The organism is Photobacterium sp. BZF1 (assembly GCF_014349205.1).
In the GTDB taxonomy this organism is placed as follows: domain Bacteria; phylum Pseudomonadota; class Gammaproteobacteria; order Enterobacterales; family Vibrionaceae; genus Photobacterium.
In genome coordinates this window covers 1-22,913 of record NZ_JACSOF010000004.1, presented here as the reverse complement: position 1 = coordinate 22,913, position 22,913 = coordinate 1, and the positions used below count along the sequence as shown (strand labels likewise).

Genomic DNA, 22,913 nt, shown 5'->3' with positions numbered 1-22,913 from the left:
CAGGATCAGTTCGTCAGCAAAACAGGCGCACTCAGGCAGGATGGCTGGTTGTCGGTTAGCATCAACAGCGTATTTGCCGTCAAGGTGCCTCGGCGGACCTGGCCGATCACTGCCATATACCCGTCCAACTGAAGGTCCTGCAGTTGCTGCTCTAAATAATCAGGTAATTCGGGCTTGAAGTTCACCTTGAGCTGGCGCTCATCACCACAGCGGTAGAACTGCCCCTGCTTCCAGAAACCCTGCACCAGTGACAAATCATCCTTACGCTGCTGCTTGACCACATCCGTGCCATGCTTGGCCTCCTGGACCAACTGCTGCAGTTGGTCACCGCTAAGCGGGATAAGCTCATCACCGAGGGTATAGCGCTGAAAAACAGCATTGCCTAAGGTGTCGTAACGTACATGCAGGGAAAACGGCTTAATTTGCTGCTCGTCGAGCTGCCTGCCTTCACGCTTGATTTCACGCAGCTTGCCATCGCGCCAACGGTAATCAGTGCGGTAATCACCATAATCACCGGCCATTACGCGGTCAGCCAGACTGACTGGACGATTTTGCTGTGAGGTAAACCAATAGATTGACGTGCTATCACCGAGGCTCTGGCCACCGGTATGGGTCACGACTGGCGTAAGGTTGTTTTCGGGGACTGTTGGATTGGAGGCGCATCCCGCTAATAGCGAGAGGGTAAGAAAAGTCAGTAGTCGCTTCATGGAAAAACTCCGCCAGATAGATACCTGGCGGAGTATAGATTATTTCACTGAGTCTTTCAGTGCTTTACCAGCAACGAAAGCTGGTACGTTCGCGGCTGCGATCTGGATTTCCTGACCCGTTTGTGGGTTGCGGCCAGTACGCGCTGCACGGTGGTTTACTTTGAAAGTACCGAAGCCGATTAGTTGAACCTGGTCACCTTCTTTAAGCGCGTCAGTGATACCGTCTAGCGTAGACTCTAGAGCAGCTTTAGCTTGAGCTTTAGAAAGATCTGCTTTTTCAGCGATCAGGTCAATCAGTTGGGTCTTGTTCATTAGGTTTCCCTTCTAAGGTTTTTTCTTAAGACGCATCAACTCTAATTCAAAAGAAGCCCGTGTGGCAAAGGTTTGTCAGCCTTGATGTGGTTAGGTGCGGGCTCTTTAACCATAAACTGAGCGCAAGTTCACAAAATGTTACTAATATGAGGGGTGAAATAGTTGTATTTATTCGCTTCAACACCGATTAATATAGGCGTAATCCGTTAATTATTACTAAGGTAAGCATGATACTCCTTACGATTTACATCGCTGTTGCGATTGGTGTTTCGTTTATTTGTTCAGTCCTGGAAGCTGTTCTTCTCAGCATCTCCCCTAGTTACATTGGTACCCTGCGCCAGCAAGGCCACCCAGCAGCAGACCGCTTGGCTGCCCTGAAAGACAACATTGACCGCCCGCTAGCGTCAATCCTAACCCTCAATACCATTGCCCACACCATTGGTGCGGCAACAGCCGGTGCTCAGGCTGCAGTGGTATTCGGTAGCCAATGGCTAGGTGTTTTCTCCGGCGTACTGACGATTGGTATTTTGCTATTTTCCGAAATTATCCCGAAGACAATCGGTGCAACCTACTGGCGTCAGCTAGCACCCGCTTCGGCATCGACCCTGCGCTGGATGGTTTGGGCCCTAACCCCGTTCGTCTGGGTTTCCGAGCAGATCACCCGCCGCCTATCCCGTGGCCATGAGGCTCCGAAAATGCGAGACGAACTATCAGCGATGGCCATGCTGGCCAAAGAGTCGGGCGAACTGGCTGAAGGCGAGTCCAAAATCATGACTAACCTGCTGCAGTTCCGCGATGTCAGCGTCACCAAAATCATGACACCGCGCCCGGTACTTTTCCGTGTGGATGCCGAGCAGCCGATCAACGAGTTCCTGTCGCAGCACAAAGATAGCCCGTTCTCGCGCCCGTTGGTCTACAGCGAGCAGAAAGACAATATCCTAGGCTTCGTCCACCGCCTTGAGCTGTTTGCCGAAAGTCAGGCTGGCCGTGGCCAGAAAGAGCTAGGGACCCTGATGCGCCCGCTGCCGGTCATCATGAACAATGCCAGCGTGCCAAAAGCGTTCGAGCAGCTAATGAAAGAGCGCTCCCAGCTGGTCTTGGTTGTCGATGAATACGGTACAGTTCAAGGTCTGGTGACCATGGAAGATATCTTTGAGCACCTAGTCGGTGAAGAGATTGTCGATGAAGCCGACAAAAACACCGACATGCAGCAACTGGCCTACCAGCGCTGGGAAAAGTGGAAGAAAACCCACGGCGTTATTGAAAGCAAAGACGACGAGTGATCTCACCAGCAGTAAGTGCCCGCACTTGCTAACCGCATAACCACGAAAGGGGCCTAATGGCCCCTTTCTCTTTTCTCAACACATCACTAATTTAATTCAAGACTGTACCGCCAACACAGGCCGTGTTGCCCTGCTCGCCACAACACCTATCGCCACCACCACCAAGCTAGGGACCACCCAGCCTGCATAATCGTTATAAAGCGGTAAATATTGCGCTAACCAATGATCCATCTCTGCAGGCATCTTGCCTAGGATATGCAAGGCATCCACACTGCCGAAGGCCAGTGCCGCGATTACCGCAGCCATCACCGCCGGAGTCGCCAAGCGGCGGCGCAACGGGGCAACTACCAACAGGGCAATGGCAACTGGGTGCAGGGCCACAACCACCGGCAGGGTGATCGCCAACAGCTGATCCAAACCAAGGTTGGCTACTAGCCCAGCAACGATCATTGTTACCCATACACTGCGCGAGTAAGTCACTGGCTGGAATGTACGGCTGTAAAACTCGCTCCCTGCGGTGGTAACACCAATCGCAGTGGTCGAGCAGGCCAAAATCATCACGACGCCCAAGAGAACACTACCCAAGGTACCGAAGTGGGTCAGGGTAAATGCCGTCAGGATCTCGCCACCATTACCGAAGGCCGAACCTAGACTGGCACTGGTTGACCCAATATAGGCCAAAGACAGGTATACCAAGGCCATCGCCACGGCATACATGACAGCAGCCATTAGGGTGTATTTGGCGGTCGCTTTCGGGCACTCCACACCCATTTCGCGGATTGCTCGGAAGATGATCCAGCCAAAGCCAATCGAACCCAGCGCATCCATGGTCATGTAGCCTTGGGTCAGCCCCTCGGCAAATGCTTTGTCCTGATATGGCCCGACCGCAGCCAAGGTTTCACCTGCGGGGGACATGAAGGCAGTAACCGCCAGCACAGATAGAATCACCACCAGCATCGGGGTCAACCACTTGCCAAGCGTATCGACCAACTTGCCAGGGTAAAGTGCAAACACAATCGCTGCCAAACAGAATACGACAGTGAACGGCAGCAACGCCGCCTCGCCGACAAAGGGGGCAAAACTAAACTGGTAGGCAACAGTAATGGCTCGCGGGATCACAAAGGCAGGGCCAATCACGATAAACACCATCACCCAAAAGCCAATGGCAACAGGCTTGGGCAGGGCCGCTGTCAGGTTATCGGAGCCATTAACCAACGCCACCATCACCAAAGCCAGTGCTGGCAGACCAACCCCAGTTAGCAAGAATCCCGCCATGCCGGAAATAAAGTGTTCTCCGGCCTGTAAGCCAAGGAACGGAGGGAAGATCAGGTTGCCAGCACCAAGGTACATAGCGAAAGTCATAAAGCCCAAGGCGGCGATGTTGCGTGCACTTAACATAGTTATCCTCTAGCGCGTCGGCTTGAAGGAAACTAAGGGGAATTCAGGTGAGAACATTGACCTATCAGCTTCGCTTCAAGCTGACAGGAAAATTGAGATGCGGCCTGTCAGCCCCAGATAAGACCCAGAGAGAGCAGGAGGAGCAGGCTAGCCGCAACGGCTTTGAAGCCCTTGCAGGAAACAGCAATGTTGATAGCTGATACTGGCATAACTCGTCCTAGCTGACAGGAAAAAACTGGAAAACAAGCTGTTTTCCGCGACACCTTTGTTATAAACGCCGGTAACGGAACAATACAAGCAGAAAAATAAAATAAGTGGAATGGATTGGCACCTGCATACAAGTCAGGATAAATCACTAAGAATTAAATCATTAATCGACATTTAAAACTTCACAAAGCCATTACATCTCCACAGGGGACCGCTATCGCTTTACTCCAGCAGGGAATTGCCAAGTCCATCAGGCACAAAAAAAGGCCCCACAGGGCCCTTCTCTATTCAATGCAGGTCGCTTACAGCTCGATACCGATATTGCTGACCGGATCTTCGCGCAACTCCTGGCGCAAACCTTTGATCAACTCAATATCACGACGCTCAGCTTCTTTCAGCGCACGGAAAATAGCCCACTGCATGTCCCACTCGGCACATACCGCTTCATTTTCTTTCTGGTTTTCATTGGTGATTTCAACACCGGTCTGGGCCAACTCAAGATCCGCCACGGTCGCAGCAGACAGCGAGCTCAGCTTCGCCAATGTTTCCAACATCAGGTCACGGTCCAGCATGGCATGAAGCAAATCAGCCAGTGCCGCACAGGCATCAATCGCTGGGTTTACCGCATACAGATCGTAATCTTCTGCATTCGGTACCAACTCTTCGAGTTTCTCTAGCTGCTTCTCGAAGTTAATCTTAGCCGTTTTTACGGTCAAAATTTCCCAGATACTGTCCAGAATCGAACGGTATTTCTGCTCATCCGCGAACTCCGTTTGCTGACAGAAGAACGCATAGTTGGGATACATTCGTTCACACAGTGACACCATAAAGGTAATGTGTTGCCATGGTTCTAATTTTTCTAAACGGAGCTGAACTGGATTCTTTAGCATGGGATAATCCGCAATTGTGATTTGCCACGGATCTTACTTGTATACCCCTGCTACTGCAATACATGGAACGCGGATAACCCCGTGCCAGCACCAAGGAGCGAAGATGCATAAACTGATGATTGTCTCCCGCCAGCAAACGGCCTATAAAACCCTGCTGGCCGAGCAACCAATAGCCGGTCTGACACTAACCCAGCAGCCCAAAGAAGCCACAATTTTGCTGGCCGATCCACCAAAGGTCGCACCGCTGCTCGACGAGTTTCCGGCCCTTGAGTGGATCCAATCAACCTTTGCTGGCATCGATGCCTTGACCAAAGCAAGCCTACGCCAGGACTATAGCCTAACCAATATCCGTGGTTGCTTCGGCCAGTTGATCAGTGAATACATTCTGGGTTGGGCCATCGCCCACCAGCGCCGTTTCAATACCTACCAAAGCCAACAGCAGGCCAATCACTGGCAGCCCCACCCTTACACTTCCCTCGCCGGCAAGACGATGGTGGTACTGGGTACCGGCAGCATCGGTAGCCACCTCGCCCGCTCAGCCAAGGCCCTAGGGCTTGAGCTTATCGGGGTCAATCGTACAGGCCAATCCGGTGAGCCTGCTTTCGATACGATTGTTCCACTTACCAAGCTCAACCAGGCGCTTGAAACGGCAGACTTCCTGATTTCGACCTTGCCGGCGACGGCTGATACCGACGATATACTCAATGCCACCAGCCTGAGCCATTGCCGCCAGGCTGTGTTGTTCAACGTTGGGCGGGGCAACGCCCTGTGCGAAACTGGCCTGCTCAGCGCCTTGGACAGCGGTGCAATCGCACACGCTTTTCTTGATGTTTTCAAACAGGAGCCACTGCCCCAAAGCCACCCGTTTTGGCGACATCCTGCTATTACCATTACCCCGCACATTGCCGCGGAGAGTTTCCCCCACCAAGTCATGGCTATTTTCCGCGATAATGCCCAGCGTTGGCTCAGCCAACAACCGCTGCGTTATGCCATAGACTTTCAGCAAGGCTACTGATGCCTTTCACGGAGCTTATATGAGTTCTTCAGCCGACAAGCAACAACTTGATAACCTGCTCGATCAAATACGCCAGTGCACGATCTGCCAAGATCATCTCCCGCTAGGCCCAAGGCCGGTCATCCAAGCCGCCAGCAGCGCTCGCTTGATGATCATAGGGCAGGCACCGGGTACCAAGGTTCATGACACCGGGATCCCGTGGAACGACCCAAGCGGCGATCGCCTCCGCCGCTGGCTGGAACTCGACCGCGAAACCTTCTACAACCCCGAACACATTGCCATCATGCCGATGGGATTGTGCTACCCCGGTCGCGGAAAGTCTGGCGACCTGCCCCCACGTCCCGAATGTGCACCACAGTGGCACCCACAAGTCTGGCCGCTATTACCTGATATCGGCATGACCCTGCTAGTCGGCCAGTATGCCCAGCAGCGCTACCTCAAGGACAAACCCAAGACCCTGACCGAAACCGTCAAAGCGTGGCGTACCTGGGCGCCAGAATTCATCCCGATGCCGCACCCTTCGCCGCGCAACACCCTGTGGCTGAAGAAAAACCCGTGGTTCGAGGAAGAGGTGGTGCCGTATATCCGCGAGTATGTGCATAGGCATTTGGAAAAGCGAGGTCCTAGGTTCTAGGGTTCTGGGTTCTGGGTTCTGGGTTCTGCAACTTGTGTGAAAAGCATTTAATGTCAAATTCTTGCTTTCGCTCTTCCTAGGAGCTAGGACCCGCTTTTCCTAGGACCTCTAAATAAAAAAACCCACACAGCAAGCTGTATGGGCTTTTAAGACTTTTTCCGGGGCCCTAGCAACCTAGTACCCTGAATCCGCTGTTATTTATGATACGGCTTTGACAGCTCGTGTACCGCGTCAACGAATACGCCTGCGTTCTCTGGCGGCACATCCAGGTGGATACCGTGGCCTAGGTTGAACACGTGGCCAGTACCACCGTCACCGAACCCTTCAAGGATAGTGGCAACTTCCTGGCGGATACGCTCAGGCTGGGCGTAAAGCATTGATGGGTCCATGTTGCCCTGCAGGGCCACTTTATCGCCCACACGCTTCTTGGCATCGGCAATATTGATGGTCCAGTCAAGGCCAACGGCATCACAGCCTGTGGCAGCTATTTGCTCTAGCCACATACCACCGTTCTTGGTAAATAGGGTCACAGGCACACGGCGACCGTCGTTTTCACGGATCAGGCCATCGACAATCTTGTGCATGTAGCGCAGCGAGAACTCGTTGTAGTCGCGCGGGGTCAATACGCCACCCCAAGTGTCAAATACCATTACCGACTGGGCACCGGCCTTGATCTGTGCGTTCAGGTACTCAACCACGCTGTCTGCCAGCTTATCCAGCAACAGGTGCAGGGTTTGCGGCTCGGCATACATCATCTTCTTGATTTTGGTGAACGCTTTTGAGCTACCGCCCTCAACCATGTAGGTAGCCAGTGTCCACGGGCTACCCGAGAAACCAATCAGCGGCACTTCGCCTTGCAGGTCCTTGCGGATCTGGCGAACAGCATTCATCACGTACTGCAGTTCACCTTCAGGATCTGGCAGGCCAATCTTGTCGACGTCAGCCTTACAGGTGATAGGACGTTCGAATTTCGGTCCTTCACCGGCTTCAAAATAAAGTCCCAAGCCCATCGCATCAGGGATGGTCAGGATATCGGAGAACAGGATCGCCGCATCAAGCGGGAAACGGCGCAAAGGCTGTAGTGTTACCTCACTGGCAAGCTCAGCATTTTTACATAGCGACATGAAGTCACCGGCTACACTGCGAGTCGCGCGGTATTCAGGTAGGTAACGCCCTGCCTGACGCATCATCCATACCGGGGTGCAATCGACTGGCTGCTTCAATAAAGCGCGAAGGTAGCGGTCATTCTTTAGTTCGCTCATTTAGGACTCCATGGTTTTATTATGCGCGTATTGTATCACTCCGGGCGGTCAACAAAAGGGGCCATTTGTTAACCGGATCAAGTTTACAGTAACAATCTGGTCACCAGATTTGCGACTTCCTGACCTATCGTGGTACAAAATCTGCGCGCTAGCAATAATAACAATGACTTTGCTCGTAGAAGGCAAAATAACTGCACCTTACCCCTCCTCGCGGAGGGTTTTTTTATTCTGGCTCGATGGCTGTTAGCCTTCATCCCCTTCCATTAATACCAAGGTCTGCTCAATCAATGCCCTGGCAATCGTTCCTGGCGGGGCGAGATCCGGTAAAGTCTCTTTTGTCGCCCAAATCGCATCGCTAAGTTCTGCATAATCCGGGTTCAGCACACCACTTTGGTAGTCGGCCAAAAAGCCCATCATCAAGTTGGACGGGAACGCCCAGGGCTGACTACCGAAATACCGTATGTTAGTCACAACTATCCCGGTTTCTTCCAATACTTCCCTGGCAACACACTGCTCCAGCGTCTCCCCGGCTTCGACAAACCCTGCGACTACCGTATACATGCCGGTTTTGTGGCGCGGATGCTGGGCCAACAGGATCTTGTCCTGTTTCCGTACCGCGACAATGACGCATGGTGACAATCGCGGGTAATGGTGGCTATGGCATCCCTGACAAGCCATGGCAAGCTCGGCATAGGCAATCTGACATTCGCTACCACATTGTGGACAAAAGCGCTGAGAGTGCAGCATATGCGATAACTGGATAGCCCGCCCGGCAAGGTTGAACAACTCACCATCGATGGTCAGCAGTGCCCGTAGGCTATCAAACCCGGCTTCATCAATACCCTCTGGCGCTTCGAGCCAGTAAACGGGGAAGCCTTGGTATCGGCCAACCTCCACCACATTTTCAAGATCAAACCCTACTTCGCACGGCTCTTTGAGTGGAAGTTGTTGATCTTCCATGTAGAGCTGGCGATCTTTGACTATGCACCAATAGCCTTTTTCTTGTTTTTTTAACATCAACGTCACATCCATCCTTGCAGGGTATCGCTTTTACTGGCAATCTAAAGTTAATACGGAAAAGGATCCGTAATTCAAGGTTCTCTTTTTTAAGAGATTAACAGGTATTGTTTCCAGTACCCTGTCTCGGTACTGTAGATCATGAGGGCATGGTCATGTTAAGTAAATTCGAGCAAGTACAAAAACAATGGGGCGGCACCAGTGACGTCATTGACCACTGGCTGATGTCTCGGCAACAATTGCTGATCGATTACTGCAAGTTAGCTGGACTTCCCCCGTTCGAAAGTAATAACCGCCAACTTCCAACCGCTACCCAGCTGCAACTTTTCAGCCAGCAACTGGTCGACTACATCTCCGAAGGCCACTTCAAAATCTACGATATGGTCATGGAGCGCTGGAATGCAACCGGCTTTTCACCAACAGAAGAAATCTCCCAGCTCTACGCACAAATCACCCAAACCACCGACCCGTTGCTGAACTTCAGCGACAAATACACCGACATGGGTGATGATGATGAGCTACCCGACTTTGACAATGACCTGTCTGCCATCGGCGAGCTGATTGAAATCCGCTTTGCCCTTGAGGATAAACTGATCGAACTGATCAGCGAGAGCCTAGCCTTCCCTCCGGGCGCCTAGGCTACATTACCTGTCCTCACCTGCCACCAGCCTGGTTTACCTATCAGGCTGGTCATTCTTTTATACGCCTTATTCCTGCATCCTGCAAAAGCATAGCTTGGTATTACCCTTGCCCGCAGCCATTTCCCTCTACCCTTTCAATTATTCTTCTACTGCCAGGCAAACCCAAGCCCAAATTGCAGGCAATAAAAAAGGGCACCCGAAGGTACCCTTTTATTCAATGCGTTAGCTGACGATTAGTTTTCGTCGCTTAGGCCTGCGTTCAGTAGCGCAGCAAGATCTTGCGATGCCTGCTCTGCATCTACCTGAGGTGCAACTGGCTCAAGCTCTGCATCACGCTGGCGCTGACGGTTCTGGTGGTACGCGAAACCGGTACCAGCAGGGATCAGACGACCAACAATTACGTTCTCTTTCAGGCCACGTAGGTCATCACGCTTACCAGAAACCGCAGCTTCTGTTAGTACGCGAGTCGTTTCCTGGAACGATGCTGCCGAGATGAACGACTCAGTTGCAAGCGACGCTTTGGTGATACCTAGTAGGTCACGCTCAAACGTTGCTGGCAGCTTGCCTTCGGCTTCTAGCTTACGGTTCGCGATAGTGACGCGAGAGAACTCAACCTGCTCACCAGGTAGGAACTCAGAATCACCAGAAGACAGGATAGTTGCCTTACGTAGCATCTGACGAACGATAGTCTCGATGTGCTTATCGTTAATCTTAACGCCCTGTAGACGGTAAACTTCCTGAACCTCGTTCACGATGTATTCTGCAACGGCGTGAACGCCACGCAGACGTAGGATATCGTGTGGAGCCTCTGGACCATCGGCGATTACATCACCCTTCTCAACCTTCTCACCTTCGAATACGTTCAACTGGCGCCACTTAGGAACCATTTCTTCGTATGCGTTACCTTCTGCAGGTGTGATGATCAGACGACGCTTGCCTTTAGTCTCTTTACCGAACGATACGGTACCAGTGATTTCAGCAAGGATCGCAGGCTCTTTAGGCTTACGTGCTTCGAATAGGTCAGCAACTCGTGGTAGACCACCGGTGATATCTTTCGTACCGCCAGATGCCTGTGGGATACGTGCTAGCGTATCACCGATACCAACCATTGCGCCGTCTTCTAGCTGGATGATTGCTTTACCCGGTAGGAAGTACTGAGCTGGCATTTCAGTGCCGGCGATCATTACATCGTTACCGTTTTCGTCAACCAACTTAACGGTTGGACGCATGTCTTTACCTGCACCGGTACGCTCTGCAGCGTCTAGTACGGTAATCATAGACAGACCCGTTAGCTCATCAGTCTGACGAGAAACAGTCACACCATCAATCAGGTCAACGAACTGGATACGACCAGCTACTTCGGTGATGATTGGCATTGTGTGCGGGTCCCAGTTAGCAACAACTTCACCAGCTGCTACTTCTGCGCCGTCACCTTTAGTCAGGTGAGAACCGTATGGCAATTTGTAGTTCTCTTTCGTACGGCCGAACTCATCGATGATGGTCATTTCAGTCGCACGGGAAGTGATTACTAGCTTGCCTTCGTTGTTGGTTACGAACTTAGCATTCTGAAGTTTCAGAGAACCTGTGTTCTTAACCTGGATGCTGTTCTCAGCCGCTGCTGCAGATGCCGCACCACCGATGTGGAACGTACGCATTGTCAGCTGTGTACCCGGTTCACCGATTGACTGTGCTGCAACAACACCAACCGCTTCACCTTGGTTCACTAGGTGACCACGTGCAAGGTCACGACCGTAACAGTTCTTACAACAACCGAAGTCATTCTGACAGGTAACTACAGAACGTACTTTCACCTGGTCAACAGAGTTCGCTTCTAGGATCTCACACCACTTCTCATCAAGAAGCGTGTTACGAGGAGCTAGAACTTCGTCTGTACCCGGCTTGATAACGTCTTCTGCAACCACACGGCCAAGAACGCGATCACCAAGTTGCTCTTTAACGTCACCACCCTCGATCAGAGGCATCATGGTGATACCTTCGTGAGTGCCACAGTCATCAGACGTGATTACAACGTCCTGAGCAACGTCTACTAGACGACGTGTTAGGTAACCGGAGTTCGCAGTCTTAAGTGCGGTATCGGCTAGACCCTTACGAGCACCGTGAGTAGAGATGAAGTACTGAAGTACGTTCAGACCTTCACGGAAGTTCGCCGTGATCGGTGTTTCGATGATTGAGCCATCCGGCTTAGCCATCAGACCACGCATACCCGCTAGCTGACGAATCTGTGCTGCAGAACCACGAGCACCTGAGTCGGCCATCATGTATACGCTGTTGAACGATTTCTGCTGCTCTTCTTCGCCATCACGGTTGATAACAGTGTCAAAAGACAGGTTATCCATCATCGCCTTAGCAACCTGCTCGTTGGCTGTTGCCCAGATATCGATAACTTTGTTGTAACGCTCGCCCGCGGTAACAAGACCTGACTGGAACTGCTCCTGAATTTCAGCAACTTCAGCTTCAGCTTCGGCGATCTTGGTGTATTTCGCTTCTGGTACAACCATGTCGTCGATACCAACAGAAACACCAGAAAGTGCCGCGTAAGCAAAACCTGTGTACATGATCTGGTCAGCGAAGATAACAGTATCTTTCATGCCCAGTTCACGGTAACAGGTGTTAAGCAGTTTAGAGATCTGCTTCTTACCAAGAGCTTCAGTGTTAACAAGGCTGTAAGACAGACCTTTCGGTACGATTGTCCAAAGCATTGCACGACCAACAGTCGTATCAACCAGCTTGGTGTCAGCAACTAGGTTGCCTTGCTCATCAGCGTGGTGTTCAGTGATACGAACCTTAACGCGAGCGTGTAGCTCAGCATTACCTGTACGGTAAGCTTTTTCAGCTTCAGCAGGACCTTCAAGGTACATGCCTTCGCCTTTCGCGTTGATTTTTTCACGAGTCATGTAGTAAAGACCCAATACAACGTCCTGAGAAGGTACGATGATCGGATCACCAGATGCTGGTGAAAGGATGTTGTTGGTAGACATCATCAGCGCACGTGCTTCTAGCTGTGCTTCCAGAGTTAGAGGTACGTGTACCGCCATCTGGTCACCATCGAAGTCGGCGTTATATGCCGCACACACTAGTGGGTGAAGCTGAATCGCTTTACCTTCGATCAGTACTGGTTCGAATGCCTGGATACCCAAACGGTGCAGTGTTGGTGCACGGTTAAGCATTACTGGGTGTTCGCGGATCACTTCGTCTAGGATATCCCAAACAACCGCTTCTTCGCGCTCTACCATCTTCTTAGCAGCTTTGATCGTTGTCGCTAGACCACGAGTCTCTAGCTTGCCGTAGATAAATGGTTTGAATAGCTCAAGTGCCATCTTCTTAGGAAGACCACACTGGTGCAGGCGTAGGTATGGACCTACGGTGATAACAGAACGACCTGAGTAGTCTACACGCTTACCAAGTAGGTTCTGACGGAAACGACCCTGCTTACCTTTGATCATATCAGCCAAAGATTTCAGAGGACGCTTGTTCGAACCTGTGATAGCGCGGCCACGACGACCGTTATCAAGCAATGCATCAACAGACTCCTGCAGCATACGTTTTTCGTTACGTACGATGATGTCAGGGGCTGCTAAGTCCAGTAGGCGCTTCAGACGGTTGTTACGGTTGATAACGCGACGGTACAGATCGTTCAGATCTGAAGTTGCGAAACGACCACCATCTAGCGGTACCAACGGACGTAGGTCCGGCGGAAGTACTGGCAGTACAGACAGGATCATCCACTCTGGGTTGTTACCTGACTGTAGGAATGCTTCTACCAGCTTAAGACGCTTGGTTAGCTTCTTACGCTTGGTTTCAGAGTTAGTTTCTTCTAGCTCTTCGCGCATCAGCTCAATTTCAGCATTCAGGTCCATGTTGGCCAGAAGTGCCTGAACGGCTTCAGCACCCATCTTCGCGTCGAACTCGTCGCCCCACTCTTCAAGTGCATCCAGGTACTGTTCTTCAGACAGCAGCTGGCTACGCTCAAGGTTGGTCATACCTGGTTCGATTACCACGTAAGATTCAAAGTAAAGTACACGCTCGATGTCACGTAGCGGCATGTCCATTAACAGACCGATACGAGATGGCAGTGACTTAAGGAACCAGATGTGGGCTACAGGAGAAGCTAGCTCAATGTGACCCATGCGCTCACGACGCACTTTAGTCTGAGTTACTTCTACACCACATTTTTCACAGATAACACCACGGTGCTTCAGGCGCTTGTACTTGCCACAAAGACACTCGTAGTCTTTTACCGGGCCAAAGATACGTGCACAGAAAAGACCGTCACGCTCAGGCTTAAAAGTACGGTAGTTGATGGTTTCTGGTTTTTTAACTTCACCGAAAGACCATGAACGGATCATGTCTGGTGAAGCAAGACCGATTTTGATTGCATCAAATTCTTCAGTCTTGTGTTGTGCTTTCAGAAACTTAAGTAAGTCTTTCACATTCGGCTCCTGTGAGGAGTTGACCCATAAAGGCGCCAGTCTGCTGGCGCCTTCATATTTATACCGGAGTAACTAATAAATCTTGGTATGAACCGAGGCTTATTCGTCTTCCAGCTCGATGTTGATACCCAACGAGCGGATTTCTTTCAACAATACGTTGAACGATTCCGGCATACCAGGTTCCATACGATGGTCGCCATCGACGATGTTCTTGTACATCTTCGTACGGCCGTTAACGTCATCCGACTTAACAGTTAGCATTTCCTGTAGGGTGTATGCGGCACCATATGCTTCTAGTGCCCACACTTCCATCTCACCGAAACGCTGACCACCGAACTGAGCTTTACCACCCAGCGGCTGCTGAGTAACAAGGCTGTAAGAACCGGTAGAACGGGCATGCATCTTGTCATCAACCAAGTGGTTCAGTTTCAGCATGTACATGTAACCTACAGTTACAGGACGCTCAAACTTGTCACCAGTACGGCCATCAAACAGAGTCAGCTGACCAGATTCTGGTAGGTCACCCAATTTCAGAAGTTCTTTGATAGACGCTTCTGGCGCACCGTCGAAGACAGGTGTCGCGATTGGTAGACCGTTACGCAGGTTACCGATCAGAGTACGTACTTCATCATCGCTTAGTGCGGCAATGTCTACGTTCTGGCGCGTGTCGCCCAGATCGTACACTTTCTGCAGGAAGTTACGGAACTGGTGTAGTTCCTGCTGCTGCTTAAGCATCTCGTTGATCTTGTCACCGATACCTTTCGCTGCAAGACCCAAGTGAGTCTCCAGGATCTGACCGATGTTCATACGAGACGGTACACCCAGCGGGTTAAGTACGATATCTACTGTCTGACCTTTTTCGTCGTACGGCATGTCTTCAACAGGACAAATCTTCGAGATTACACCCTTGTTACCGTGACGACCCGCCATCTTATCACCAGGCTGGATACGACGCTTAACAGCTAGGTAAACCTTAACAATCTTAAGGACACCCGGCGCTAGGTCATCACCCTGCGTGATCTTACGGCGCTTGGTTTCAAATTTCTTATCGAACTCAGCTTTCAGCTCGTCGTACTGTTCGGCTAGCTGCTCAAGCTGGTTCTGCTGTGCTTCGTCATCAAGAGTCTGTGCGAACAGCTTCTCGCGGTCCATTGAAGACAGTTTGTCTTCGCTGTAACCAGCGGCAAGAAGAAGAGTACGAACACGAGCAAGAAGACCACCCTCAAGGATCTGGAATTCTTCAGTGATGTCTTTCTTCGCTTCTTTCAGCTGCATCTCTTCGATTTCTAGCGCACGCTTGTCTTTCTCAACGCCGTCACGGGTAAATACCTGAACGTCGATGATAGTACCAGACACAGAGTTAGGTACGCGTAGAGAAGAGTCTTTCACGTCAGACGCTTTCTCACCGAAGATAGCACGTAGTAGCTTCTCTTCAGGAGTTAGCTGAGTTTCACCCTTAGGTGTCACCTTACCAACTAGGATGTCGCCACCCTTAACTTCAGCACCGATGTAAACGATACCTGACTCATCCAGCTTAGATAGCGCTGCTTCACCCACGTTCGGGATATCGGCAGTGATTTCTTCCGCACCTAGCTTAGTATCACGCGCCACACAAGATAGCTCTTGGATGTGGATAGTTGTCAGGCGGTCTTCCTGTACAACACGCTCAGATACAAGGATGGAATCCTCGAAGTTGTAACCGTTCCAAGGCATGAACGCGATACGCATGTTCTGGCCAAGGGCTAGTTCACCAAGGTCGGTAGATGGACCGTCAGCTAGTACGTCACCACGAGCAACAGGCTCACCCGGCATCACAGTTGGACGCTGGTTGATACATGTGTTCTGGTTAGAACGGGTGTACTTGGTCAGGTTGTAGATGTCGATACCCGCTTCGCCTGGTACCAACTCGTCTTCGTTAACCTTGATAACGATACGAGAAGCATCTACTGACTGAACCATACCGCCACGTTTAGCTACGGCTGTAACACCGGAGTCAACCGCTACGTTACGCTCGATACCTGTACCTACTAGCGGCTTGTCAGCACGTAGAGTAGGAACTGCCTGACGCTGCATGTTCGCACCCATAAGGGCACGGTTCGCATCATCGTGCTCTAGGAACGGGATCAGAGAAGCAGCCACCGATACAACCTGGTTGGTTGCAACGTCCATGTACTGGACATGGTCACGTGGGTGCAGACCTGATTCACCCTTCTGGCGGGCAGTGATCAGTTCGTCAGCGAAAGAGCCGTCATCGTTAAGCGCGGCGTTCGCCTGAGCGATTACGTAGTGGCCTTCTTCGATAGCAGATAGGTAGTCGATTTCTTCGGTTACCTTGCCGTCGATCACTTTACGGTATGGAGTTTCCAAGAAACCGTAAGGGTTACACTGAGCAAATGCTGACAGTGAGTTGATCAGACCGATGTTTGGACCTTCCGGCGTTTCGATCGGACATAGACGACCGTAGTGGGTCGCGTGTACGTCTCGAACCTCAAAGCCAGCACGCTCACGAGTCAGACCACCTGGACCAAGCGCCGAGATACGACGTTTGTGAGTAACTTCTGACAGTGGGTTGTTCTGGTCCATAAACTGAGACAGCTGAGAAGAGCCAAAGAACTCTTTAACTGCCGCAGAAATTGGCTTGGCATTGATTAGGTCTTGAGGCATTACTGCGTCTAGATCGCCAAGGCTTAGGCGTTCTTTAACAGCACGCTCAACACGTACCAGACCAACTCGGAATTGGTTTTCAGCCATTTCGCCTACAGAACGAATACGACGGTTACCAAGGTGGTCGATATCATCAACTTCACCTTTACCGTTACGGATATCGATCAGACGACGCATTACATCGATGATGTCTGCGTGGTCTAGGGTACCCTGACCTGTAGACTCTTCACGACCTAGCGAGCTGTTGAACTTCATTCGGCCCACAGCTGATAGATCGTAGCGATCTTCAGTGAAGAACAAGCTTTCGAAAAGCTGTTCTGCTGCTTCACGCGTTGGTGGCTCGCCCGGGCGCATCATGCGGTAGATTTCTACCAGTGCGCTTAGACGGTCGGTCGTGCTGTCGACACGGATAGTGTCAGACATGTACGGACCGTAATCTAGATCGTTCGTAAACAGAACTTCTAGAGATTTGTAACCTGCCTGAGATAGCAGAGCTAGTGTTTCCAGGCTTAGTTCCTGGTTAGCTGCTGCGATCAACTCGCCGGTTTCCTCGTTCACGTAATCACGTGATGCGATTTTACCCACGATGTATTCAACAGGGACTTCGATGTGGTCAACACCGTCTTTACCTAGCTGGCGGATATGGCGAGCGGTAATACGGCGGCCTTGCTCAACGTAAACCTTGCCGTTGGCTTCGATATCGAAGCTGGCGGTTTCACCGCGTAGACGCTCAGGTACCAGTTCCATCACAAGAGACTTGCCCTGTACTTCGAAGTTTACTTTCTCGAAGAACATGTCAAGGATCTGCTCGGTGGTGTAACCTAGCGCGCGCAGGATGATTGAAGCAGGAAGCTTACGACGACGGTCGATACGTACGAATACGTTATCCTTAGGATCAAATTCGAAATCCAACCATGAACCACGGTATGGGATTACGCGTGCGTTATAAAGCACTTTACCTGAGGAGTGGGTCTTACCCTTATCGCTGTCGAAGAAAACACCCGGGCTACGATGTAGCTGGGATACGATAACCCTCTCGGTACCGTTAATAACGAATGTACCGTTATCTGTCATGAGCGGAATTTCGCCCATGTAAACTTCTTGTTCTTTAATGTCTTTGACTGTGCCAGCTGGCGCGTCTTTATCGTACATGACAAGACGAAGCTTCACACGAAGTGGTGCAGAGTATGTTACGCCACGAATCTGACATTCTTTAACATCGAAGACCGGCTCACCGAGACGATAGCTAACGTATTGCAGCTCGGAATTGCCGTTATAGCTCTGAATTGGGAAAACAGAACGAAAGGCAGCTTCTAGACCGTAATGCCCTTCTGGATCCTGCTCGATGAACTTTTTAAAAGACTCAAGCTGGATCGACAGCAAGTATGGTACATCCAAAACTTGTGGACGCTTACCAAAATCCTTACGGATACGCTTTTTCTCGGTATAAGAGTAAACCATAGGTTCCTCAGATCGCTGATAAGTGATCCAAACTGCTCAAAACGAGGAGCAGTGACTAATAACACTGTTTTTGTAGGAACAGCTCCGCGAGAGCAGGACTGTTTTTTGCATGGAGAGTGGTCGCAAAACAATGTGAAAACACCACTACCCTACAGCGCAAAAAGGCCGGTGGCTTTTTAGCCACCAGCCATTAGCCAATTAAGGCTAAGAAATTAAGTAATTATTACTTAACTTCAACAGAAGCACCAGCTTCTTCTAGCTGAGCTTTAAGAGCTTCAGCTTCAGCTTTGTCAACACCTTCTTTCAGAGGTGCTGGAGCGCCGTCTACTAGAGCTTTAGCTTCTTTAAGACCTAGGCCAGTCGCGCCACGTACAGCTTTGATAGTTGCAACTTTGTTTGCGCCAGCGCCAGTTAGGATTACGTCAAATTCAGTTTGCTCTTCAGCTGCTTCTGCAGCTGCGCCGCCCGCTACTACTGCTGCTGCAGCAGAAACGCCGAATTTTTCTTCCATAGCTTCGATTAGCTCAACAACCTGCATTACAGACATTTCTGCAACTGCGTCTAGGATTTGCTCGTTAGTGATAGACATAACAATTCTCTTTAAAAGTCAACAATTAGTTTAAATAGCAATCAGTGAAAAGCAAGGGCTATTAAGCCGCAGCTTCTTCTTTCTGATCGCGAACAGCTGCGATAGTACGTACCAGCTTACCAGCAGACGCTTCTTTCATGCACATCATTAGGCGTGCAATCGCTTCGTCGTATGTTGGTAGAGTTGCTAGTACTTCAACGTCAGCAACAGCGCCTTCGAATGCAGCTGCTTTGATCTCGAAATCTTTGTTCTCTTTAGCGAAGTCTTTGAAAAGACGCGCTGCAGCACCTGGGTGCTCGTTAGAGAAACCGATCAGTGTAGGACCTACGAAAGTCTCAGTAAGACATTCGAAATCAGTACCTTCCACTGCACGACGAGCTAGTGTGTTACGAACAACTTTCAGGTAAACGCCGTTTTCACGAGCTTGTTTACGTAGAGAAGTCATCGCACCCACAGCAACGCCACGAGAGTCAGCAACAACTGCAGACAGGGCACCATTGGCAGCTTCGTTGACTTCAGCAACAATTGCTTTTTTGTCTTGAAGGTTCAATGCCATTGGATTTGCTCCTGGATTAAGCCGGGTTCCCCCGGACAATACACCACTCACTGCCAGTATGGCAGGAGAGTTTTTACGGCGCAGATCCAAGAAAGATATTACATCAATCATGTTCTGGCACCGTCTACGTAGGTGATATTAAGTCAGCTCTAGGAGTTGACGCCTACGGTCTTTGACGAAGGCTGTTACCGAGGCAACAGCCTTAGCCATGAATTCGGAAGCGGCAAATTATACACTAATTTGCCGATTCTGCAAATTACTGTGCGTTAGTTTCCAGAGTATTCTGGTCTAGCGCTACACCTGCACCCATAGTGGTAGAGATGCTAACTTTCTTGATGAAAGTACCTTTAGCTGAAGAAGGCTTAGCTTTCTTCAGAGCAACTAGAAGAGCTTCTAGGTTCTCTTTTAGTTGAGCAGCGTCGAAGTCCACTTTACCGATAGTAGTGTGGATGATGCCGTTCTTGTCGTTACGGTAACGAACCTGACCAGCTTTAGCGTTCTTAACAGCTTCAGCAACGTTAGGAGTTACAGTACCAACTTTAGGGTTTGGCATTAGACCGCGTGGACCAAGAATAGTACCAAGCTGACCTACAACGCGCATTGCATCTGGAGATGCGATAACTACGTCGAAGTTCATCTCGCCTTTCTTAACCTGAGCAGCAAGTTCTTCCATACCTACTAGGTCAGCGCCAGCTTCTTTAGCAGCTTCAGCGTTTGCACCCTGAGTGAATACCGCTACGCGGATTTCACGGCCAGTACCGTTTGGTAGTACAGTTGCACCACGAACGTTCTGGTCAGATTTACGTGCATCGATGCCAAGGTTAACAGCAACGTCAACGCTTTCAGTAAATTTAGCAGTAGCTAGTTCTTTAAGAAGAGCAACAGCTTCGTTGATGTCGTACTCGCGGTTAACATCAACTTTCTCGCGGATTACGCGCATACGTTTAGTAAGTTTTGCCATTGTCTTAACCCTCTACCACTAGACCCATTGAACGAGCAGTACCAGCAATCGAACGCTTCATAGCTTCGATGTCAGCACCAGTCATGTCCGCAGCTTTAGTTTCTGCGATCTCTTGGATCTGAGCGTCAGTTACAGTACCAACTTTCTCAGTGTTCGGACGGCCAGAACCAGACTTAACGCCAGCAGCTTTCTTAAGAAGAACAGCAGCAGGTGGAGTCTTAGTGATGAACGTGAAAGAACGGTCGTTGTATACTGTGATAACAACTGGAGTCGGTAGACCTTTCTCGATTGAGTCAGTCTTAGCGTTGAACGCCTTACAGAATTCCATGATGTTCACACCGTGCTGACCTAGTGCAGGACCAACCGGTGGACTTGGGTTTGCCATACCAGCTGCAACTTGCAGCTTGATGTAAGCTTCTACTTTTTTAGCCATTGCTATTTACCTTAATTTGGGTTCAAACGTCCACTCTCTAGAAGTAGACTCCCCGTCTAACGAAAGGGCGCGAAATTATAGTCCAATTCCACGCCCTTGACAACTAAAACTGACTATTTATTGATCAGCTTTTTTCAACCTGGCCAAATTCCAATTCTACTGGAGTGGCACGGCCGAAGATCGATACCGATACTTTCAGGCGGCTCTTGTCGTAATCGACTTCTTCCACCACACCGTTGAAGTCAGCGAACGGTCCGTCAGTAACACGAACAACTTCACCTGGTTCGAACACAGTTTTGTGTACAGGTGATTCGCTTGCTTTCTCAAGACGGTTAAGAATAGCATCGGCCTCTTTATCAGAGATCGGAGCCGGACGGTCAGATGTACCGCCGATGAACCCCATTACACGAGGGATACTACGTACCAGATGCCATGTCTCATCGTTCATCACCATCTGTACCAGCACATAGCCAGGGAAGAACTTACGCTCGCTCTTACGGCGCTGGCCAGCACGAACTTCTACAACTTCTTCAGTTGGGACAAGCACTTCTTCAAAGTACTCTTCCATGCCGTGCATTTTAATATGCTCACGTAGGGATTGTGCTACACGACCTTCAAAACCAGAGAAGGCCTGTACTACATACCATCGTTTTTTTGGAGCTTCGCTCATGAACTCTTACCTCACACACCGGTAACTAGGCGGACTAGACGGACCATGATGCCGTCGATGCCCCACAAGGCTAACGCCATAATGACAGTGACAGCTAAAACGATAAAGGTTGTCTGCGTAGCTTCCTGACGAGTAGGCCATACTACCTTGCGGACTTCCATGCGCGATTCGCGGGCAAACGCAATCGCGGTTTTACCTTTTGCTGTAAGTGCGGCAACACCACCCGCTGCAGCCACAAGGACAACAACAGCAGCGGCGCGAAGCACTACAGAAACATCACTGTACAGGTAATTACCAACCACAGCGGCAGCTAGCAGAGCAAATACAGCGACCCACTTAAGGCCGTCCATACCGCCGGAGCTGCTTTGGTTTTCGGCATTCGCTTTCATACAACCAACCTGTAACTAGTCTCAATATAGACGAAAATAACCCCGCATTTGCGAGGCTGATAATGAAGGAAAGCACTAAGGCCTTAATTACAAACAAAAACTTCATCATAATAAAAAGTTTCTCTGCAGGCTTGAGCAAAAAATATGCAAAACCAAGCAACAGCGCAGAAAAAGGGCATCAAATGATGCCCTTTTTAGTACCTAGTCGTCAAATATTATTCAACGATCTTAGCTACAACACCAGCACCAACGGTACGGCCACCTTCACGGATTGCGAAGCGTAGACCTTCGTCCATCGCGATAGGAGCGATTAGAGTAACAACCATTTGGATGTTGTCGCCAGGCATAACCATTTCTACGCCTTCTGGTAGTTCGATAGTACCAGTTACGTCAGTTGTACGGAAGTAGAACTGTGGACGGTAGCCTTTGAAGAATGGCGTGTGACGGCCACCTTCGTCTTTAGACAGAACGTATACTTCTGACTCGAAAGTAGTGTGCGGAGTGATAGAACCTGGCTTAGCAAGAACCTGACCACGCTCAACTTCGTCACGCTTAGTACCACGTAGAAGAACACCAACGTTCTCACCAGCACGGCCTTCGTCAAGAAGCTTACGGAACATCTCAACACCAGTACAAGTAGTAGTAGTGGTCTCTTTGATACCGATGATTTCTACTTCGTCACCTACAGTGATGATACCCTGCTCAACACGACCAGTTACAACAGTACCACGGCCCTGGATTGAGAATACATCTTCGATAGGTAGGATGAACGGACGGTCGATCGCACGCTCTGGCTCTGGGATGTAGTTGTCTAGTGCTTCAGCTAGCTCAACAATCTTGTCTTCCCACTCTTTCTCGCCGTTTAGAGCGCCAAGAGCAGAACCCATGATTACTGGGCAGTCGTCACCTGGGAAGTCGTACTCAGAAAGAAGTTCACGAACTTCCATCTCAACTAGCTCTAGAAGCTCTTCGTCATCAACCATGTCACACTTGTTCATGAACACGATGATGTAAGGGATACCAACCTGACGGCCTAGTAGGATGTGCTCACGAGTCTGAGGCATTGGGCCGTCAGTTGCAGCAACAACTAGGATACCACCGTCCATCTGCGCAGCACCAGTGATCATGTTTTTAACGTAATCGGCGTGTCCTGGGCAGTCTACGTGTGCGTAGTGACGAGTTGGAGTATCGTACTCTACGTGAGAAGTAGAGATTGTGATACCACGCTCGCGCTCTTCTGGAGCGTTATCGATAGATGCGAAGTCTTTAGCTTCACCACCGTATACTTTTGACAAAGTAGTACAGATAGCAGCAGTTAGAGTAGTTTTACCGTGGTCAACGTGGCCGATAGTACCAACGTTAACGTGCGGTTT

Annotated in this window: 20 protein-coding genes; 5 read left to right on the top strand and 15 right to left on the bottom strand. The window is 50.3% G+C overall.

Translation table 11 applies throughout. The features are described 5' to 3' along the window. Positions 1–5: 5 nt before the first annotated feature. Together BIZ37_RS01550 and hupA are read right to left on the bottom strand one after the other, a co-directional pair. Positions 6–707, bottom strand: coding sequence for a DUF1481 domain-containing protein (locus tag BIZ37_RS01550; protein WP_187460020.1), 702 nt, complete (start codon positions 705–707; stop codon positions 6–8). A 39-nt stretch (positions 708–746) separates the two neighbouring features. Next, a complete protein-coding gene (hupA, locus tag BIZ37_RS01545) occupies positions 747–1,019 on the bottom strand; it encodes a nucleoid-associated protein HU-alpha (RefSeq protein ID WP_107301220.1) in 273 nt (90 codons plus the stop codon). A gap of 227 nt (positions 1,020–1,246) precedes the next feature. On the opposite strand from hupA, the gene BIZ37_RS01540 reads away from it, so the two are divergent. After that, a complete protein-coding gene (locus BIZ37_RS01540) occupies positions 1,247–2,302 on the top strand; it encodes a CNNM domain-containing protein (protein WP_107301221.1) in 1,056 nt (351 codons plus the stop codon). Positions 2,303–2,398: 96 nt separating this feature from the next. Here BIZ37_RS01540 and brnQ read toward each other — a convergent pair whose 3' ends face one another. After that, positions 2,399–3,700, bottom strand: coding sequence for a branched-chain amino acid transport system II carrier protein (gene brnQ / locus BIZ37_RS01535; RefSeq protein WP_187460019.1), 1,302 nt, complete (start codon positions 3,698–3,700; stop codon positions 2,399–2,401). Between the two features lie 47 nt (positions 3,701–3,747). Between brnQ and BIZ37_RS01530 the strand changes: the two genes are divergently transcribed. Then, positions 3,748–3,900 (top strand): hypothetical protein, encoded by a 153-nt coding sequence (locus tag BIZ37_RS01530; protein ID WP_187460018.1) that lies wholly within the window; start codon positions 3,748–3,750, stop codon positions 3,898–3,900. Between the two features lie 309 nt (positions 3,901–4,209). Here BIZ37_RS01530 and BIZ37_RS01525 read toward each other — a convergent pair whose 3' ends face one another. Then, the gene (locus tag BIZ37_RS01525) at positions 4,210–4,797 is read right to left on the bottom strand and encodes a YjaG family protein (RefSeq protein WP_107301223.1); all 588 of its coding nucleotides are present in this window, start codon (positions 4,795–4,797) and stop codon (positions 4,210–4,212) included. 103 nt (positions 4,798–4,900) lie between these two features. Between BIZ37_RS01525 and BIZ37_RS01520 the strand changes: the two genes are divergently transcribed. Both BIZ37_RS01520 and BIZ37_RS01515 read left to right on the top strand, forming a co-directional pair. Continuing rightward, entirely contained in the window at positions 4,901–5,812 is a 912-nt protein-coding gene (locus BIZ37_RS01520) for a D-2-hydroxyacid dehydrogenase (RefSeq protein ID WP_187460017.1), read from the top strand. A 19-nt stretch (positions 5,813–5,831) separates the two neighbouring features. Next, positions 5,832–6,446 (top strand): uracil-DNA glycosylase family protein, encoded by a 615-nt coding sequence (locus tag BIZ37_RS01515; RefSeq protein ID WP_187460016.1) that lies wholly within the window; start codon positions 5,832–5,834, stop codon positions 6,444–6,446. A gap of 194 nt (positions 6,447–6,640) precedes the next feature. Here BIZ37_RS01515 and hemE read toward each other — a convergent pair whose 3' ends face one another. Both hemE and nudC read right to left on the bottom strand, forming a co-directional pair. Beyond that, entirely contained in the window at positions 6,641–7,708 is a 1,068-nt protein-coding gene (hemE, locus tag BIZ37_RS01510; protein WP_107301226.1) for a uroporphyrinogen decarboxylase, read from the bottom strand. 243 nt (positions 7,709–7,951) lie between these two features. Further along, a complete protein-coding gene (gene nudC, locus BIZ37_RS01505; RefSeq protein WP_187460015.1) occupies positions 7,952–8,725 on the bottom strand; it encodes an NAD(+) diphosphatase in 774 nt (257 codons plus the stop codon). A 149-nt stretch (positions 8,726–8,874) separates the two neighbouring features. Between nudC and rsd the strand changes: the two genes are divergently transcribed. Then, on the top strand, positions 8,875–9,363 hold the full coding sequence (rsd, locus tag BIZ37_RS01500; RefSeq protein ID WP_187460014.1) for a sigma D regulator: 489 nt from the start codon (positions 8,875–8,877) through the stop codon (positions 9,361–9,363). 236 nt (positions 9,364–9,599) lie between these two features. On the opposite strand, the gene rpoC is transcribed toward rsd, so the two are convergent. From rpoC to tuf, 9 genes are all read right to left on the bottom strand, one after another. Further along, positions 9,600–13,817, bottom strand: coding sequence for a DNA-directed RNA polymerase subunit beta' (gene rpoC / locus BIZ37_RS01495; RefSeq protein ID WP_187460013.1), 4,218 nt, complete (start codon positions 13,815–13,817; stop codon positions 9,600–9,602). Between the two features lie 99 nt (positions 13,818–13,916). After that, entirely contained in the window at positions 13,917–17,942 is a 4,026-nt protein-coding gene (gene rpoB, locus BIZ37_RS01490; RefSeq protein WP_187460012.1) for a DNA-directed RNA polymerase subunit beta, read from the bottom strand. Positions 17,943–18,165: 223 nt separating this feature from the next. Then, complete coding sequence (rplL, locus tag BIZ37_RS01485; RefSeq protein ID WP_187460011.1) at positions 18,166–18,531, bottom strand: 50S ribosomal protein L7/L12; 366 nt, start codon at positions 18,529–18,531, stop codon at positions 18,166–18,168. A gap of 61 nt (positions 18,532–18,592) precedes the next feature. Continuing rightward, positions 18,593–19,087 carry a 50S ribosomal protein L10 gene (gene rplJ / locus BIZ37_RS01480; RefSeq protein WP_036817332.1) on the bottom strand — a complete coding sequence of 165 codons (495 nt, stop codon included), beginning with the start codon at positions 19,085–19,087 and terminating at the stop codon, positions 18,593–18,595. A 256-nt stretch (positions 19,088–19,343) separates the two neighbouring features. Further along, the gene (rplA, locus tag BIZ37_RS01475; RefSeq protein ID WP_107301232.1) at positions 19,344–20,048 is read right to left on the bottom strand and encodes a 50S ribosomal protein L1; all 705 of its coding nucleotides are present in this window, start codon (positions 20,046–20,048) and stop codon (positions 19,344–19,346) included. Between the two features lie 4 nt (positions 20,049–20,052). Further along, a complete protein-coding gene (gene rplK, locus BIZ37_RS01470) occupies positions 20,053–20,481 on the bottom strand; it encodes a 50S ribosomal protein L11 (RefSeq protein WP_007462791.1) in 429 nt (142 codons plus the stop codon). Between the two features lie 124 nt (positions 20,482–20,605). After that, positions 20,606–21,151 (bottom strand): transcription termination/antitermination protein NusG, encoded by a 546-nt coding sequence (gene nusG / locus BIZ37_RS01465; protein WP_039458779.1) that lies wholly within the window; start codon positions 21,149–21,151, stop codon positions 20,606–20,608. Positions 21,152–21,162: 11 nt separating this feature from the next. After that, positions 21,163–21,540 (bottom strand): preprotein translocase subunit SecE, encoded by a 378-nt coding sequence (gene secE, locus BIZ37_RS01460; RefSeq protein ID WP_107301233.1) that lies wholly within the window; start codon positions 21,538–21,540, stop codon positions 21,163–21,165. Between the two features lie 215 nt (positions 21,541–21,755). Next, the coding region (tuf, locus tag BIZ37_RS01455) for an elongation factor Tu (RefSeq protein ID WP_187460010.1) at positions 21,756–22,913 on the bottom strand (1,158 nt) is incomplete at its 5' end.